12 protein-coding genes are annotated in these 16,197 nt (G+C 52.6%); 4 read left to right on the top strand and 8 right to left on the bottom strand.

Annotated features, from left to right (window positions below; genetic code table 11):
- Positions 1–548: 548 nt before the first annotated feature.
- The 5 genes from ENN40_05035 to ENN40_05015 form a co-directional block, all read right to left on the bottom strand.
- Complete coding sequence (locus ENN40_05035) at positions 549–1,691, bottom strand: hypothetical protein (protein ID HDP94710.1); 1,143 nt, start codon at positions 1,689–1,691, stop codon at positions 549–551.
- A gap of 20 nt (positions 1,692–1,711) precedes the next feature.
- Positions 1,712–2,575, bottom strand: a complete 864-nt coding sequence (locus ENN40_05030; GenBank protein HDP94709.1) for a hypothetical protein — start codon at positions 2,573–2,575, stop codon at positions 1,712–1,714.
- A gap of 68 nt (positions 2,576–2,643) precedes the next feature.
- Positions 2,644–4,521, bottom strand: coding sequence for a 1-deoxy-D-xylulose-5-phosphate synthase (dxs, locus tag ENN40_05025; GenBank protein HDP94708.1), 1,878 nt, complete (start codon positions 4,519–4,521; stop codon positions 2,644–2,646).
- Complete coding sequence (locus tag ENN40_05020; GenBank protein HDP94707.1) at positions 4,518–5,414, bottom strand: polyprenyl synthetase family protein; 897 nt, start codon at positions 5,412–5,414, stop codon at positions 4,518–4,520. Before ENN40_05020 ends, dxs begins: the two co-directional genes overlap by 4 nt.
- A 32-nt stretch (positions 5,415–5,446) precedes the next feature.
- Positions 5,447–6,106 carry a hypothetical protein gene (locus tag ENN40_05015; GenBank protein ID HDP94706.1) on the bottom strand — a complete coding sequence of 220 codons (660 nt, stop codon included), beginning with the start codon at positions 6,104–6,106 and terminating at the stop codon, positions 5,447–5,449.
- A 100-nt stretch (positions 6,107–6,206) separates the two neighbouring features.
- Here ENN40_05015 and ENN40_05010 point away from each other — a divergent pair, with 100 nt between their 5' ends.
- On the top strand, positions 6,207–7,256 hold the full coding sequence (locus ENN40_05010) for a hypothetical protein (protein HDP94705.1): 1,050 nt from the start codon (positions 6,207–6,209) through the stop codon (positions 7,254–7,256).
- Positions 7,257–7,632: 376 nt separating this feature from the next.
- Here the strand turns inward: ENN40_05010 and ENN40_05005 are convergent, their stop codons facing one another.
- From ENN40_05005 to ENN40_04995, 3 genes are read right to left on the bottom strand one after another with little or no spacing between them, the layout of a single operon-like run.
- Complete coding sequence (locus tag ENN40_05005) at positions 7,633–8,757, bottom strand: glycosyltransferase family 1 protein (protein HDP94704.1); 1,125 nt, start codon at positions 8,755–8,757, stop codon at positions 7,633–7,635.
- Complete coding sequence (locus tag ENN40_05000) at positions 8,754–9,701, bottom strand: NAD-dependent epimerase/dehydratase family protein (protein ID HDP94703.1); 948 nt, start codon at positions 9,699–9,701, stop codon at positions 8,754–8,756. The genes ENN40_05005 and ENN40_05000 overlap by 4 nt, the downstream gene beginning before the upstream one ends.
- A gap of 3 nt (positions 9,702–9,704) precedes the next feature.
- Positions 9,705–11,957 (bottom strand): LPS-assembly protein LptD, encoded by a 2,253-nt coding sequence (locus ENN40_04995; protein HDP94702.1) that lies wholly within the window; start codon positions 11,955–11,957, stop codon positions 9,705–9,707.
- A gap of 98 nt (positions 11,958–12,055) precedes the next feature.
- Between ENN40_04995 and ENN40_04990 the strand changes: the two genes are divergently transcribed.
- The 3 genes from ENN40_04990 to ENN40_04980 all read left to right on the top strand — a co-directional run bounded on the left by ENN40_04990 (position 12,056) and on the right by ENN40_04980 (position 15,932).
- Complete coding sequence (locus tag ENN40_04990) at positions 12,056–12,646, top strand: hypothetical protein (protein HDP94701.1); 591 nt, start codon at positions 12,056–12,058, stop codon at positions 12,644–12,646.
- Between the two features lie 511 nt (positions 12,647–13,157).
- Complete coding sequence (locus ENN40_04985) at positions 13,158–14,633, top strand: FAD-dependent thymidylate synthase (GenBank protein HDP94700.1); 1,476 nt, start codon at positions 13,158–13,160, stop codon at positions 14,631–14,633.
- Between the two features lie 12 nt (positions 14,634–14,645).
- Positions 14,646–15,932 carry a Glu/Leu/Phe/Val dehydrogenase gene (locus tag ENN40_04980; GenBank protein HDP94699.1) on the top strand — a complete coding sequence of 429 codons (1,287 nt, stop codon included), beginning with the start codon at positions 14,646–14,648 and terminating at the stop codon, positions 15,930–15,932.
- The last annotated feature ends 265 nt before the right edge of the window (positions 15,933–16,197 follow it).

Here is a 16,197-nt window from a genome sequence, read left to right as displayed (position 1 = left end):
CATTTTCTGGAACAGGTACGGAACAATTATCTGCGACTTAAAGGCGATCACATCCACGTTGTGGACGGCGCCGGAGACAGGGAAACGGTCTACAAGACTGTATACGACCTGGTGATCCGGGCGATCCGGTTTTAGGCCATGATCCCGCACATACAGAGTTGCCAAAAGGGCTCTCTCGCGTTTCGTGTGGGCACGCACACATTGGTGATTGGTGAGAAGTTATGCGGGGATTAGTGCCCGTAGGGCATAAATACCCGTAGGGCATAATGCATAAGCGAACGCAAGCGTAGGTTCGGGGGGACCCATGGTCTGAGACAGGATGGTCGGCTGAGGGGTACTCCCCGAAGACGAAAGGTGGCCGCGGTTACATCCCAGACATCCACCGTGGTCATCTTAATACGCCGAAAACCGCGATGGGTCTGAACCGAAGTGGTGAGAGCGGTGATTTATGCCCGAGAGGGTAATTTCCTGCAGCCTTTCCCTTTTTTCAAATTAGAATAACTTCCAAAACCCACACAATGTGAAAGAGAACCATTCAACAAACCGCGTTACAGGGTGAACTCACAACCGGCCAGAACGGCGAAAGGCTTGGCCCCTGCACTCCACGGTTCTTTTTCACGTTGATTTTCCAGTATAGCGGTAAAATAAAACCGGGCCTCAGGAACAAAGCGATATGTGACTTGAACCACACCCCTTCTGTTTAAACAATCATGCAGATTATTACCGATTTGCTGGGGATGATACTGCCCGTAATTCATGTCGATCAGCCAATCTTTTGGCTGGTAATTGATGCCGCCGTACCATCCTTTGCCTTTGAGGGGAGTTTTGTACGCAAAATAGATATCACGGTAATACAGGCTTCGCGGCCAGAAAATCTCGTCTGCGTCAAAGGGCCGGTGAAATCCATATCGATCCCATATCCATTCACCAAAAAGGCGCAATTTGCCGAATCGAACCATGAAGTCCAGATCGGTGTGTTCGTTGTACTGCTTCTGCCATTCCGATCCCGTTCCATCATGGATTTTGTGTGATGCGCCGATACGCCAGTTGCCGCCACGAAAACCCACCCGGAAAACCCCCGCCTTTCCTGAATTGGTATCCCGGTTTTTGCCCCCGTTTGTGGCCGCGATATCCACTTCCAGGAAGCGGTTACGCCAATAGAGAAAAATCCCTGTCTCCCGCCACAGGATGGCTTCAGCGCGGATAAACGGCGCACCGAAATTCAAATCATTTGCTTGGGATTGAAAACAGATACGGCCAAACGGCGTCATGGCTTTGCCGATGGTGACGCGGAATTTTCCGATATCAAACCGCAGGTTCATTTTCGACATCACCACAGGTTCCACTGCGAAATTGGCCAGGTAATCATCCCTGAATTCATCCGTTAGAATGTTCTTGCCGAAAGGCTGGTTTAAAAAGAACTCCGCTTCAACGCTCAGGGAACTCCACTTGTTCTGCTTGCGCAGCCTGGCCCCCAGAGCCGCTTCCGCGCCAAAGGAAAACTCCACGCCGCTCCAGTATATCCGCTGGTCATTCAGGGCGTAAGCCCTGAAATCCAATTCCAGGTCCAGGGTAGTTTGTGAAGGCAGGGTGATGGTATCCATGCCGTAGAAATATCCTCCGCTCAACACCAGGTAAAGCAGAATGATAAACCCAAACAAAGGTTTTCGCGTCGCAAATTGTCCACACATGGTCTGCTCCAGTTCCTGATTTAAAATATCAGTGATATCCCCCACATCAAGTGGTGGGTGTCAAACGCCATGGATAAATCACCGCTACCGTCGTGAAAGTGCATATCGTGCAGGTGAGAATAGGAAAACTTGTATTCCAGGTAGGCTCCCAAATACGGGCTGAATTTGAAGCGCATGCCGATTCCGGCGGAGAAATTGAAATTTCGCCAACCAGCCTGATACGCGTATTCACTCCATTGCGGAAAATCCTGGGCCAACTTTAATTCCAGGTGGGGAAAAGCCGGCCCGAATCCCGTCGCCACGAAAGGTTGCCAGCGCCCATCCGGGATTGACGCGGTTTGTGCCAACATCCACCTGTAAGTCACCACCAGGTTGAGGTGGTTTACCCCATGTGACACACTCAGGTAATCAATGAAATCGCTTGCCGGTTGAGATTGATCAAAGGATTTTCCCTGAAAGGTGCCGGAAATTCGCACCTGTTGGCGCGGGTCGTTTAAAAAGAGTTTATGGTGGGTGAATTCTATTCCCAGGCCGATATGGGGGTTGCGGCGAAAAAAGTGCATCAAGCGATAACCGTAATAGGGCTCCGTGAACGCCTTCAGGGCATCGCTGAAACGCAATTGAATCAGCGGACGCAAAAACGCATTGGGAATGATGGAATTGTCGGGAAAAAAGGAATCATCACTGAAACGCACGCCATGAAAACGCAGGAGATGGTCGTCCCAATCCAGGCAGATATCCGAGCGCGTGGGAAAAGATTTTCCCCGATTGTATTCAACGTAATTCAAGGTCATTTTCTGGACTGCCTGCTGACCCGCGCAACCGCTCAGCGCCAGGGCGATCCAGATGAGTGAGGCGGCAAAGGCCGATGATATTGAGCGCATCCGATATTTTACGGATTACTCCACCGCATTGCAACCGCAGTGAAACCAATCCGGTGACGTCCGCCCTGTCAAGAATTCATAAATTCACGTGCGGAGCGTTCCACTCCGGCGGCATCGAGTTGATACCGGGCCAACAACTCCGAGCGACTGGCTGTTATCACGATTTCATCCGGAACTCCCATGCAGAGCAGACGGCAGTCCCGGATGTTTCCTTCAAGTATGAGTTCACGGATGAGGGTGGAGAACCCGCCCGTGCGGACACCGTCTTCCAGGGTGATCACGTACCGGATGCGCTTCAGGTGGTCCAGGATCGAATCCCTGTCCAGGGGTTTGATAAAGCGCACATCGACCACGGTTGTTTCAATACCGTTGTCGCGGGATAGGTTTTGCGCCGCCTGCATGGCCTGATAAACCAGGGGCCCCACGGCCAGGATCAACAGATCCTTGCCTTCCCGCAAAACTTCACTCTGTCCCAGGGGGATGTCACGAAAATGCGCTTCCATCTCCACACCCTGACCCGGTTCCTTGGGATAGCGGATAAAAACGGGGCGGGAATACGAAAATGCCGAGTGGATCAGGTGTTGCAGTTCGTTTTCATCCCTGGGGGCAACCAGGACCACATGGGGTACCGGCTGCAACAAGGCGATGTCGTAGATACCCTGGTGGGTGGGACCGTCTCCACTCACCAGGCCGGCGCGGTCGATCCCCACGACCACGGGAATCTTCATTAGAGACAAATCATGGGTGACCTGATCCACCGCCCGTTGCAAAAATGTGGAATAAACACTGATAACGGGTTTCAGCCCACCGAGGGATAAGCCTCCGGCCATATCGAACATGTACTGCTCCGCGATTCCCACATCATAAACCCTGTCCGGGAATTGCTTTTGGGAAATATCCAGTCCGGTGCCTTCGGGCATGGCGGCGGTAATGGCCACAACCTCGGGATCCTGTTGCATGATCTTTAGCACGGTACGACCGAATACCGTGGAATAAGACGGAGGTGTTTGGGCCTTGAGGAATTTGCCGTTGGCCACTTCAAACGGCAAAGAAGAGTGAAAAGAGCTGGGGTTCTCCTCCGCCGGTCGATATCCATGGCCTTTTTCAGTTACAACGTGGAGAAGAACCGGGAAATCGTATTTTTGGGCTTCGCGAAGCTCTTTTTCCAATTCAGCCTGATTATGGCCGTTGACGGGACCGATGTACTTGACACCCAGTTCGTCAAACAGGGATCCGGGAACCATCATGGACCGGATCAGCACCTCGATCTTACGGGCCAGATCCGCCATGGATTTGCCGATACCGGGAATACTTTTCAGGATCGCCTGGACCAACTCTTTCAGGCGAATGTAAGGCCTGCCCGATACCAGGTAGTTGAGGTGTTTGGAGATTCCCCCGACATTGGGAGAGATGGACATCTTGTTGTCGTTCAAGACGATAATCAGGCGGGGCTTTACCTGCCCGATATGATTCAGGGCTTCCAGGGCCACCCCCCCGGTTAAAGCCCCGTCGCCCAGTACTGTCACGATATGATGGTTCTGCTTTTTGCGGTCGCGCGCCAGGGCCATACCGCCGGCAAAAGCCAGCGAAGTGGAGGCATGACCGGCATTCAAGGCATCGTATTCACTTTCAAAGATATCCGGATAACCGCAAATGCCTCCCTTCTTGCGAATGGAATAGATGCGGTCACGGCGTCCGGTTACGATCTTATGGGTGTAACACTGGTGGCCCACATCCCAGATAATCCGGTCTTTCGGCGCGTCAAACACCCGGTGCAAGGCGAGGGTCAACTCCACGACTCCCAGGTTGGAAGCCAGGTGACCGCCGCTCTTGGACACCACATCAATGAGCAGGTCGCGGATCTCAGCGGCCAATTTCTCCAACTCTCGAAATTCCAACTTTTTCAGATCATCAGGTCCGTTTATGCGCTCAAGAAAAGACATCATAATTCCCTGTAAACCATCATGCGCATCAAGGCCAGGAACGGGGGAAAAGTGATTCCGGCGCTTTTTAACGCGTCCATGGTGATGCGATAGGAACGGTCGATCTCTTTGCGTACGTAATCAATCCCGAAAAACAACGCCGCATTGGGACTGCGATTGTGACCATCCTTGTGGAGTTTTTTGCCAACCAGGGATTCATCCCCCTGTAGGTCCAACAAATCATCGGCCAGTTGAAAAGCCGTACCGATCTCGCTGCCGGCCCGGTCCAACGCTTGGATTCGTTGGGAATCCTGATTCATGAATTCTCCTGTTCCCACCATGATGCCGCGAATCAATTCACCTGTTTTCATGCGGTGGATATCAGGAATCACATCCTGCTCACCGCTGAATTCCAGATCCAAAGCCTGTCCCCCGGCCATGCCGCGCATGCCGATGCACCTGGTAATAAGCCGCATGAAACCGATCAGTGTTTCAGCCGGCAGTCCGGGCTGGGCCGCGATCTTCTCAAACGCCATGGTTAAGAGGGTGTCTCCGGCCAATAAGGCGATGGCATCGTTGAAACGGCGGTGTACCGTGGGTTTGCCGCGCCGGAAATCATCGTTATCCATGGCGGGATGATCATCGTGGATCAATGAATAGGTGTGGATGTACTCCATCGCCGTGGCAAGGTCGATATATCGCTCGGGGTCACCGCCCAGGGCATCAACCAGGGTCAGCATGATCAGGGGTCGCAACCGTTTCCCGCGCACGTCAAGGGCGTAGTGAACCGCCGCTTCCAGGGTCCCCCTGCGCGGATCCAGGTCCTGGGTCAACGCGGCCTGGATTCGAGCTTCCAAATCGGGAAAGTAATTCCGGGCAAACCCGGACTTATGCTGATCGGCTGGATTGGACGTCATGTCAGCGCCCTGTGTTTTGAAATTGTCTGCATTTATCCCAATTGGCGCAAAGTCCCCGGGCGCAAGATATCCGGTTCGATAAAAATCCGCCGGATCTGCGGGTACTTTTCGCGTATATCCCGCTCAAAACCGCTGATAAGGTTGGATCTTTTCCGCGCGTTCAGGCGATCGCTGAATTCCAGTTTGGCAGCCAGGTTTTGCGTGAAGACGACGACCAATTCAGATTTCCTGGTGCAACGCAGATAGCGGTACACACTCATGCCGTGGCTTTCTTTTTGAACCAACCACCTGGCCTTCAGAAATGCCGCGCCCTCTGCGATAATGGCCACGCTCAGGATGGCGAACGCGTAATGGATCTGCCGCACCGGGTGGGGATTCATCCACTTGTGGATCCCCTGCGCGATGGAGTAGACGGAACCGGCGGAAAAGAGCAGCATGGCCACAATAAATGACCAGAAATTCAGTTCACTTGAAAAGCCGAAGGGATGAAGTTGATCCGGTTCACGGCGTCCCTTACGGATTCCCACCAGCAACAGGCTCTGATTCATGCTGTCGGCCATGGAATGGACAGTCTCAGCCAATATGGCCGACGAGCGCGTCAAAAGAAAGACCACGAATTTCATTACCGCAATAATGAAATTGGCCCCAAAGGCAAACAGGACAACGGGAATGGATGAACCCCGCGATTTCATTTGTTCATTCTATAGCCTCATGCCCGGGGTGTCAACCACGGATTCCTTTGACGAATTCCCCGGCCGGGTGTTATAATGAATTCGCAATCCGGAAAATTTCATGCAAAAAAAACTACGTGTCTCGGCTTTGATTGTTTTGATCCTGTTTGCGCTGCTGGTAGTCCCCATTATGCGCTATCGCAAAGAAGCCAAACTGACTTCCCTGCCATCCAGATTCATTAAAGGCGTGGTGGCTTCCCCGGTTGACTTTGAGAATATTTACGCGGACAGGGAAGCGATCTGCACTGCGGCAAATGAGGTTGCCTTGCATTTCGTTATCCTGTCCCCGATGGGACCTGTAGACGAATCCTTTGCGGACAGCGCATCCTGGTGCAAAAACAGCCTGATCATCAAGTCCAATACAAAAGTCGCGGACTACGACCTGATCAACCTCCATTCCAGCTTGAAAACACTTCCCCTGCTGTCGCGCTTGATTGCGGCATCCCGGTACCTGTTCAATTCCAGTTATGCCTTGCTCAGTGCCATGCCTCATCCCCGGGATCTTCTGTCCAAATGGGATCTGGATTGCCGGACAGAGCGCAAAACGGGGGTTTTCAACCTGGGCAACAAGGGCGGATTGTCATTGCCCGGCATTGCGGGCTCGGCGCCGCCCTCATTCCGCTCCATGTTCGAGGCCCTTACCGTGTACGTGCGCGTCGACCGGGAACTGGTCAAAGACCCCGGGCAATCCATGCAGATGGTTATCGGTGCATTGCAGGCGGGGCATTTCTTTAACGTGATTGAGGCCATTGCGGCGGCCAATGGTTTTGACGCCCGCTTTTATCCGGCGCAATCAACTGAGGTTGTGCAGATGGGAGATTCTGATTCCCGTTTTCGTGGAGAGTTGCAAATAGACATCCCTTTTCCCTTTCATACTGAAGTAACACGGCTTCGCAATGGGAAACCCGAGACAGTGGAAACGTCGCGTCTGCGCAAACGCATCATTTGGAAAATCGAACAGCCGGGCGTATACCGGGTGGAGGTCCGTGTTTCAGACAACCATTTTTCCGCCCTGCCCTGGATTGTCACCAACCCATTCTACCTGGGAACCCCAAGTCACTTAGCCATTAGCCCATCGGCACTTGCCACCGGCCCGTCAGGTTCTGAATAAGGAATAAAGAAGAAGGAATAAAAAAAAGCATTAAATCCGAAATTCAAAGTCCCAAACAAATCCCAAATCCCGGTGTTCACTGCAAAAAAACGATCTGGTCATTAGGGAAAGCTTGTCATTGCGTCATTTGCTCGCTACGCTCGCGTCATTAGATCCAGATGGCAAGAGGGGCAAGGGGCGAGAGGCCAGGGACCCTTGTAGAGGATCTGGGGAGTATCAGTAGGGGTTTCCTGGGAGAACTTGTAGGAGCACTCGGGAGAATTCGTAGGGCTTCACTTTCGACTTTAACCTTTCAACTTTCGACTTTTCACAGGTTGTCCTGTCTCCTGCCACCTGCCACCTTCGTTCCCATTCGCCCCTTGCCACTGGCCGATTTTTATACTTTCGACTTTACACTTTTCACTTGATGTTCTTCCAGGCATTCCGTATACAATCGCTCAAGTTGCCGCAGCATCTTTTCCAAAGAGTAATGGCGCTGGACGTGTTTTCGCAGAGCAGTTCCCATGTCCAGCAAAACAGACGGATTATCCAGGATTTTCACCAGTTCTTCGGCCAGGCTTTCGGGACTGGTGTTGCTAAAGAGCCGTCCCCGCTTTTCTGCCAGAATCTCACGGTTGCCGCATGCATCCGACGCCAGTACCGCGCATCCCCGCATCCCCGCCTCCAGCAAAGCGATGGGAAGCCCCTCCCAACGCGACGGCAGTACCACCAGATCGCATGCATCCATCATGGCCATGACTGCGTCATGAGGGCAATCTTTTAAAAATCGCAGGCTGGTTTCAACCGCATGATCGAGAGCCAATTGCTGCATGGCCTGGCGGCGGGGCCCGTCACCCGCCAATACAAAAACGATACGATCCCGAAAGGGTTTCAGAAGCGGGAGTGATAGCGCGCGAATTAAAATATCATGCCCTTTCTGGAACTCAAAGCGGGCCGGAACCAGGGCAACCAATCCATTGGGCGGGCGTTCCATACCGGCAATTGCAGCGGCACAGGGCCTGGTTTCGACACTGGCAATGCCGTTGAATATAGTAACCACGTTCGTTAACCCGTAGCGTTTCACCAGGAACTCATGATCCTCACAAGACACCGCCACGACCCGCCCGGCCCGGTGCAGCAGCCGTTTTTCTAAAACTTTGCGCAAACGGGCATGGATCCGCGCCCCGGGTGTAAAAATAAAATCATAGCGACGCACATGCAGCCCGTGTACCGTTACCACAACGGGCAGATCAGGCGCGGCGGGAAAACGGCAAAACCATTGCAGCAAGGGACGCATATGGTGGAAATGAATCAGATCCGGTTGCAGGGTTTTCACCTTTGCAGGGGTGACTGCACCGATTCCAGCCTCCACATTGGCAAGGGCGGCAAAGCGCCGGCGTGCCGGGCCGTCATGGGCGGCCATAACCATGAATTCATGCTGGTTGAGTTCCTTGCAGATACGGTAAATATGTTCCTGCCCCCCGCCGGTTATCCAACGATCAGTCACATGCAGGATCTTCAACTTCCGGCTTCCCCCCGCACCTTCATGCGCCACTCGTCAAGCAGATCCAGAAGCGTCTGCTCCAGAGAATAATTCGGGGTCAGGCCCATTTCCCGATGCAAAAGCGCACAATCTCCCTTGAGTTCGGGAATGTCCAGGGGACGAAAACGCCCGGGGTCCACTTCCACCGTGATGGGCACGCGACTCAGCGACAAGAGTGTATCCAGGATCTGCTGGATTGAAATGACATTGCCGGAACCCAGGCGCATCAGGCGCCCCCTTTTTCCCGTGAATCCGGCCGCGGCTACGTAGCGGGCCATATCCCGCACATCGGAAAAGTCCCTACGGGTGGAAAGATTTCCCACCCGGATTACGGGCGGCGCCGTCCCGGCCTCGATGCGGGCGACCTGACGGGCAAAATTCGGGGCCACGAACTGGGGATCCTGACCCGGACCCGTAAAATTAAAGGCCCGCACCGGTACCACCGACAGGGCACTGCGGGCGAGAAAGAGTGACGCCAGCATCTCCATGGCCGCCTTGGACAACGCATAGGGACTGCGAATATTGAGTTGCGGACCTTCCGGAGTTTCATTCAGGTTCAATCCCGCGATTTCCGCCGAACTCATGATCAGAATCCGGCTCTGCGGCACGAATTGCGCCAATGCCTCCATGAGATGGAGAGAACCCATGAAGTTGACCTCGTAGGTGAGTTGCTGGTGGGCCCAGGAAAATCCCACATTCGTAATGGCGGCCAAGTGAAAAACCTGATCGGGCTTCCACTCACCGATCAGCTGAAACAGATGATCGCGGTTACGAATATCCGATTGCCGGATTTCAATACCCGGAATTGTGATTCCGGACTCATCCGTGATGCCGAAAAGGCGATATTGCGGATCCCGGTTTAACAGCTCCACCAGGTGGCGCCCCAGGAACCCCGTACATCCGGTAATCAGAACCCTCTGCACTGATTACTCCGTCGGGTTGGACATGAGTTCCGAAACCATGCCCAAATTGCCCAGAGACATGCCGAAACGAAATTGGTAATCGTTCTCTCTACCCCGGAGAAAAACCTTGAATTCGCCTTGGAAACGGATGCACTGGTAATCGTAAAACAACATGATCGACCCGTAGCGGAATTTTTTTTCAGTAAAGTCGTAGTCCACGGCGGAACGCACTTTTAAGGGGAAATCGGGGAAATCGATGCCCAGGTTGCCGCGAACCAATGTGCGGTTGAACACATAGTTGGAAGTTTGATAGGGATTCTTGTAATAACTGAAGGTCAAAGCGCCTTGAACATATTCATGGGGCTCTCGATAAGACAGGCTGACGTCAAAATTGCGGAAATCCCGGATATAGTAATTGTAGGCCGCGCGCACATCCAGAGACAGACCCTCCATGGGACGGAACCGCACCTGGTTTTCCAATTCAGAGAAGTTGGGATACTCACCGTTAATCTTCAGGAACAGGTTGGCCTCGGCTTCATCGATATAATAACGCTGCGATATCGTGTGCCGGAAAACCTCCAGGGCGGAGTCCGTGTAATTCCGTTTCTTCCATAGTAGAGCATGGCTGAGAGAAAAGGTGACGTGAGAGAAGGGCGGAAAATCGTAGCGGTCCACACGAATGAGCCGTTCGAGATCATCGGGGTCCACCTGGTTTACGTAACGGAAAACCACTTCCGGTTCCACTAAATGCTTGATGCGAAAGTCGGTGGCGTTGAAAATCCGAAAGAATCTGGGACCCTTCAGGCTAACCTGGGCCTGGTTGTAAAAAAGGTGCAATGGTTCATCCACTACCTTGCGATTTGCCGGATCCAGGCTCTTGGCGTAAAAATTGTGGCGGGATTCCAGGTTGAGGGTGGTACTGATCCAGGGGAGTTTGAACAGATTGAGGGTGTAACTCGGTACAAAATTGACGCGCCTGGAGTTCACGTCGGTGGCGTAAACCGGTTCACCGGTATAACTGATTCCGCTACGCTCGATGTTTTCAAAAGAAAAACGCATCGACAAGTATCCGGGCAACGGCCCCAATTCCTGCTGATTGAGGTTGAGTTCAACTCCCGGCAAAGTCTTGATCACCCGGGATGAATTGTTGAATGTATAATAGGTTTCATTGCGCGAAGCACTGGCGGAAAAGGTGATGTTGCGATAGGATGAACTCCAATGCAACGAAGAACCGAAACGGGTCTGCAGCACGGTATCAAAGTTGTTGTTAAAGAGGCGCATGAAATTGGGGTCGGTGGGATATTTGGCCTCCACCACGAGGCGGCTGTTGAAGAATCCCAGATTGACCTGATTGCTCATGTCCACATACAAATCGGAAGGATTCTCCGGTTTCAATACACTGTCTTGGCGGTATTTCATCCAATATAAACGGATTTTCCCGGAAAGGGCGGGAAAGAGGTAGCGAATTTCAGGCGCCAGCCCCCAGCCGACCTTGCTGAAATAGTCGGCGTTCAACGTCAGATCCAGATTGGAGCGGATATTCCAGAAAAAGGCATTCTGGATAAAAAATCCACGCAGGCTCGATGATCCCAAGCCGGGGAAAAGGAATCCCGTCGCACGCCCATCCGGGTCAATCGGGTAACGCAGGTATGGCAAATACAGGACAGGGATCTTTTTAATGCGGATCGTAGCCGCCTTCATTTCGATATACCGTTGCTTTACAATTTTTCCATCGCGGCAACGGATCTCCCATCGCGGCACCCGCTGGTTGCACGAAGTGAAATTCAAATGGCTGAAACGCATGGTTTCAGCATCCGTCATGCGCATTTGACTGGAGGAATAAGAAACCGAAGGCGGCATCATGCCGACAGCGTCCTCGATTACGCCGGTCTGATCTTTCAGGTTAAAAACCAACTTTGATCCGCTGAGCACGGATTCTTCCGATGTCAGCGTTACTCGCCCATCCGCGGTTAAGGTGCGCTCCTCTGGTTTGTATTCAACCATGTCCGCAAATATCCGGTAAGACTTCCAATTGACCTCCACGTGCCCCATATAGCGCATCCCTTCTTCGGTAAACTGGGTTTCGTCGGCCAGAATGACCGGTTTGGATTCCTGCTGCAGTTGTTTTTGTCTATTTTTCTTTTTAACCTTGTCTTTGCCTTGTGCTTTCGTTTTTAAAGTGGTTTTGTCCTGAGATGAAGCATAGACCCGGCTGCCTCCCGCGGGAAAAGACAGCAATAGCATGCACGTGAGCAGTAAGAAAGCCGCCGATTTCATGAGCCCTCAATCTACCACAGGTCCGGTCACGGAATCAATGCGCTCCGTTGAAAGACGATGCGATTGACACCCGCCGTGGATGTGGAATACAATGGCTTATGCTGAAAATTTCTCTTTCCGGTCTTCCCGGCTCCGGCGTCAACGCGCTGCTTACGGAAGCCCGCAAGATCCTGGGTTTGAAATACCGTGTTGAAGTTGTTGAGCCTGTGCGCCTGAAGAACCCCTTTGACAATTCATCCCACTCCGGCTTCATCAGTTGTTTTTTCGATATTTCCACGCAAATCAACGAAGAAAACATTCGCTCAATTTCACATCCGGACCTGTTGGTCTGCAATCGTTCCGTCCTGGATCACTGGGTATTCTGGAACCGTGAAATGCGAACCAAAACTTCCACGCCCCAGTTGGTTGCGAAACACGAACTGATTCAACGCCTCTCGACCTTCTGGATGCCCTCCTATGACTGTTATTTCCTTATCCGCCTGGATTTAGCGGTCCTGCGGGAACGGTTGGGTCCGGTCGCCTCCGGGGAATACACGCCAAATGATCTAGATGAATTGGATAAGGTCTACCACGAGGTGATTGGAAAACTGGGCATCCAGGTGGTTGAGATCTGGAACAGCGGTTCCATTGACGAGACCACACAGAAACTGGTGGCCGCTCTGGGTGACGCCATCCCCGGCAGAGGATAGCCCAAGCTCTATCTGTTCTTGTAGAATGTAGGGGATCTCCTGGGAGAGAGTGTAGGGGGCTCAGGGAGAACTTGTAGGGGCTCTCGGGAGAATTCGTAGGGCTTCACTTTCGACTTTTCACTGGTTGTCCTGTCTCCTGCCACCTGCCACCTGTCATCTTCGTTCCCATTCGCCCCTGGCCACTAACCGTGTTTTATACTTTCGACTTTAGACTTTCAACTTTCGACTTTTCACTAGTGGTTGTCCTGTCTCCTGCCACCTGCCACCTGTCTGTCCTTGTAGAATGTAGGAATTAGAAGGTAGAAAAAAGCATTGAATTAACAGGTTTCTTGCCTTTACTTTCAACTTTTCACTTTTCACTTTCCACTTTCCACTGAGGCCCATCGCCTCTTGCCTGGTTTTAACTTTTCACTTTCTTCCTCCTTCAAGTAAGAATTGTCAAAAAATGAGGTGGCCTTTCTTAAATTTTACTTGCTTTTTGAACCGAATAATCATAAAATGAAATATTGCAATGCAGAACAACATTGATATTCGATTGGCTGGTTTCAACGTCGATGCGGACTTGCTCCGATCCCTGGAACCGGAATCTTCTCAAAACCTTACACCTGAAACCATCAGCGCGGCCTATGCCCGTATCAGCCGCAGCGCCGCATCCATTGATGAGCTACGCTTGCAGGCCAGGCAGGAAGTCACCAGGGCCAGGCAATCGAATTCCCGCATCATCTTCGACATGGGTCACCATTCCATTGCCGAACACGCCGTATTCAACTTTGACATCATGGGCATATCCCGTCTGGCCATGGAAGAGATCGAGACCATGCGCCTGGTGTCCTTCACAGAGAAATCACAACGTTACGTCACACTGCTCAAAGACACCCTGATTCCGGGCGAATTGCTCGTTTCGCCCCTGAAAGCCGAATTTGAAAATATCACCTCCAGACAAAATCGTTTTTACAGCGATGCCCTTGAAATCATTGATTCCTACCTTGCAAACCAGGCAACCAAATCCGGACTGGACAAAGCATCTTCACGGCAATTGCGCAACCTGGCCAAAGAAGATGCCCGTTATGCCCTGCCCCTGGCCACCCGTGGTCAACTGGGAATGACCATCAACGCCCGCAACCTGGAATACCTGTTGCGGCGCACCGCGTTAAGTCGACTCGAGGAAGTCCGTAACGTGGGCCAACGCCTGTTTAGACTGGTTCAGCCGGTTGCCCCTTCCCTGATCCTCTTTTCCGAACCATCCGCTTTCGACCGCAAGTTGGCCCGAGGTCATTGCTTGCCGCCTGAATTGAAACCGGCAGGCGGGCATCCATCACCTGCACCCTATTCCCTGATCGAAGCACCTCAAAACGGAGACGATATCGTTTTGACCGCCCTGCTGGCCCGCGTCCACGGCTCAAGTTGGGAAGCGGCCGCCAGCCAGATACAACAAATGCGCGACACGGAGAAGCGGGCCCTGTTTCTCGACATGTTTTCCCGCATGGAATTTTTTGATTCCACGCCCAGGGAATTCGAAATGCCGTTTTTTACTTTTGATCTTGTGGTCAGTGCCAGTTGTTATGCCCAATTAAAGCGGCACCGTATGGCAACCCTGCTTGCGTCACCCTACCAGCCCGAACTTGGGCTCACCATTCCCGAAGTATTCACCCATACCGGACTTGAAACCCGTTTCCGCGATCTGATCATGCAAACAGAACAGGCCTACAAAGCAATTGCGGCATCCCAACCCGCAGCTGCCGGCTACCTGCTCACAAATGCGCATCGCCGGCGCGTGTGCGTAAAAATGAACCTGAGGGAAATCTTTCATTTCACGCGCCTGCGCGCCGACAGTCACGCCCAATGGGATATTCGCTGCCTGGCGCTTTGGATAAGCGACAAAGTCCGCAGTTTTATGCCCTTGAGCACCATGTTGTTATGTGGCAAGAGCGATTTCACCGCCGCATATGAAAACGTTTTTCATCAAAAACCGCAGCACCAAATATAAGGAGAGTGATTCATGTCTGACAAATCGTTCAACGCCTTTGAAATGGCGCAAAAACAATTCGACACCGTGGCCGAACAGCTGGGACTGGACAACGGCACCCGTGAGTTGTTGCGCACACCGCAACGGGAATACCACTTTACCATTCCTGTACGTATGGATGACGGCACGACCCGGGTTTTTCAGGGATTCCGCGTCCAGCACAACGATGCCCGTGGCCCCTGCAAGGGAGGCATCCGTTTTCACCCCCAGGAAACCATTGACACGGTACGGGCTCTGGCCACGTGGATGACCTGGAAATGCGCCGTTGTGGATATTCCCCTGGGCGGCGGCAAAGGCGGCGTGATCTGCGACCCTCACAATCTATCCATGCGTGAACAAGAGCAGATTTGCCGCGGATGGGTTAGCCAGGTTGTTCGCAACGTCGGCCCCATCCAGGATGTTCCCGCTCCAGATGTAATGACCAACGCCCAGCATATGGTCTGGATGATGGACGAGTATGAAAAGATCATGGGCGGGAAATACCCGGGCTTCATTACCGGCAAACCCGTGGGCGTGGGTGGATCTCTCGGCCGTACCGAGGCCACCGGTTTTGGACTGATCTATACCCTCAGAGAAACCCTGAAAGAACTCGACATCGACATCAAGCAAACCACGGCATCGTTTCAGGGGTTCGGCAACGTTTCCCAGTACGCGGTTCAGTTGTACCATGAGTACGGCGGCAAAACCATCTGCGTTTCCTGTTGGGACCAACAGGATCAGACCTCTTACGCGTTCCGCAAGACCAGCGGTATCGACCTGGAGGAACTGCGCGGCATTACCAACAAGTTCGGCGATATCGATAAAGATAAAGCCAAAAAACTGGGTTACGAAATTCTGGACGGTGATGCCTGGATAGAACAGGACGTGGACATTCTCCTGCCCTGCGCGCTGGACAACCAGGTAAACAAAGACAACGTGGACAAGATTTCAAGCCAGGTCAAAGTGATGGCCGAAGGCGCCAACGGGCCGACCACCCCGGAAGCCGATGCCGTGCTGAAAGAACGCGGCATCTACGTGATCCCCGATTTCCTTGCCAACGCCGGCGGCGTCACCTGCAGCTACTTTGAACAGGTACAATGCAACATGAACTACTTCTGGAGCAAAGAAGAAGTCCTGAGCAAATTGGACCAGATCATGTCCAAGGCGTACCATGAAGTTCATCGCCTGCACAAGCGCAAAAAGGTCTTTATGCGTGACGCGGCCTACATGATCTCCGTTCAGCGTGTGGCGGAATCCTGCCGGATCCGCGGTTGGGTCTGAAATTTCACCCACTGGCGGGGAGGATACCCTCCCCGCCTTTTTCCGCTTTTTTTGTTTCCGGATTGGTTTATAATTTTGGTTCTCTTCCATTTTGTGTGGGTTTGCACGTCACTCTGGTTTAAAAAGGGAAAGGCTTTTGAAGGGTACCCTTTCGGGCACAAGTACCCAGAGGGCATAAATCACCGCTCACCACTTCGGTGTTCTTCGACGGCTTAAGATGGCCATGGTGGATGTTCGGGATGTTTCCGAGGCCATCTTTCGTCTT

It is taken from the genome of Candidatus Aminicenantes bacterium (genome assembly GCA_011049425.1).
Taxonomy (GTDB): Bacteria; Acidobacteriota; Aminicenantia; order UBA2199; family UBA2199; genus UBA876.
The sequence above is the reverse complement of the archived record's forward strand: the minus strand, read 5'-3'. Positions and strand labels throughout refer to the sequence as shown.

Bases quoted from the DNA above. Each gene is read 5' to 3' on its own strand.
- ENN40_04995 (HDP94702.1), bottom strand. From the start codon at position 11,957: ATGAAATCGGCGGCTTTCTTACTGCTCACGTGCATGCTATTGCTGTCT.
- ENN40_05020 (HDP94707.1), bottom strand. From the start codon at position 5,414: ATGACGTCCAATCCAGCCGATCAGCATAAGTCCGGGTTTGCCCGGAAT.
- ENN40_04990 (HDP94701.1), top strand. From the start codon at position 12,056: ATGCTGAAAATTTCTCTTTCCGGTCTTCCCGGCTCCGGCGTCAACGCG.
- ENN40_05035 (HDP94710.1), bottom strand. From the start codon at position 1,691: ATGTGTGGACAATTTGCGACGCGAAAACCTTTGTTTGGGTTTATCATT.
- ENN40_05010 (HDP94705.1), top strand. From the start codon at position 6,207: ATGCAAAAAAAACTACGTGTCTCGGCTTTGATTGTTTTGATCCTGTTT.
- ENN40_05015 (HDP94706.1), bottom strand. From the start codon at position 6,106: ATGAAATCGCGGGGTTCATCCATTCCCGTTGTCCTGTTTGCCTTTGGG.
- ENN40_05030 (HDP94709.1), bottom strand. From the start codon at position 2,575: ATGCGCTCAATATCATCGGCCTTTGCCGCCTCACTCATCTGGATCGCC.
- ENN40_04985 (HDP94700.1), top strand. From the start codon at position 13,158: ATGCAGAACAACATTGATATTCGATTGGCTGGTTTCAACGTCGATGCG.
- dxs (HDP94708.1), bottom strand. From the start codon at position 4,521: ATGATGTCTTTTCTTGAGCGCATAAACGGACCTGATGATCTGAAAAAG.
- ENN40_04980 (HDP94699.1), top strand. From the start codon at position 14,646: ATGTCTGACAAATCGTTCAACGCCTTTGAAATGGCGCAAAAACAATTC.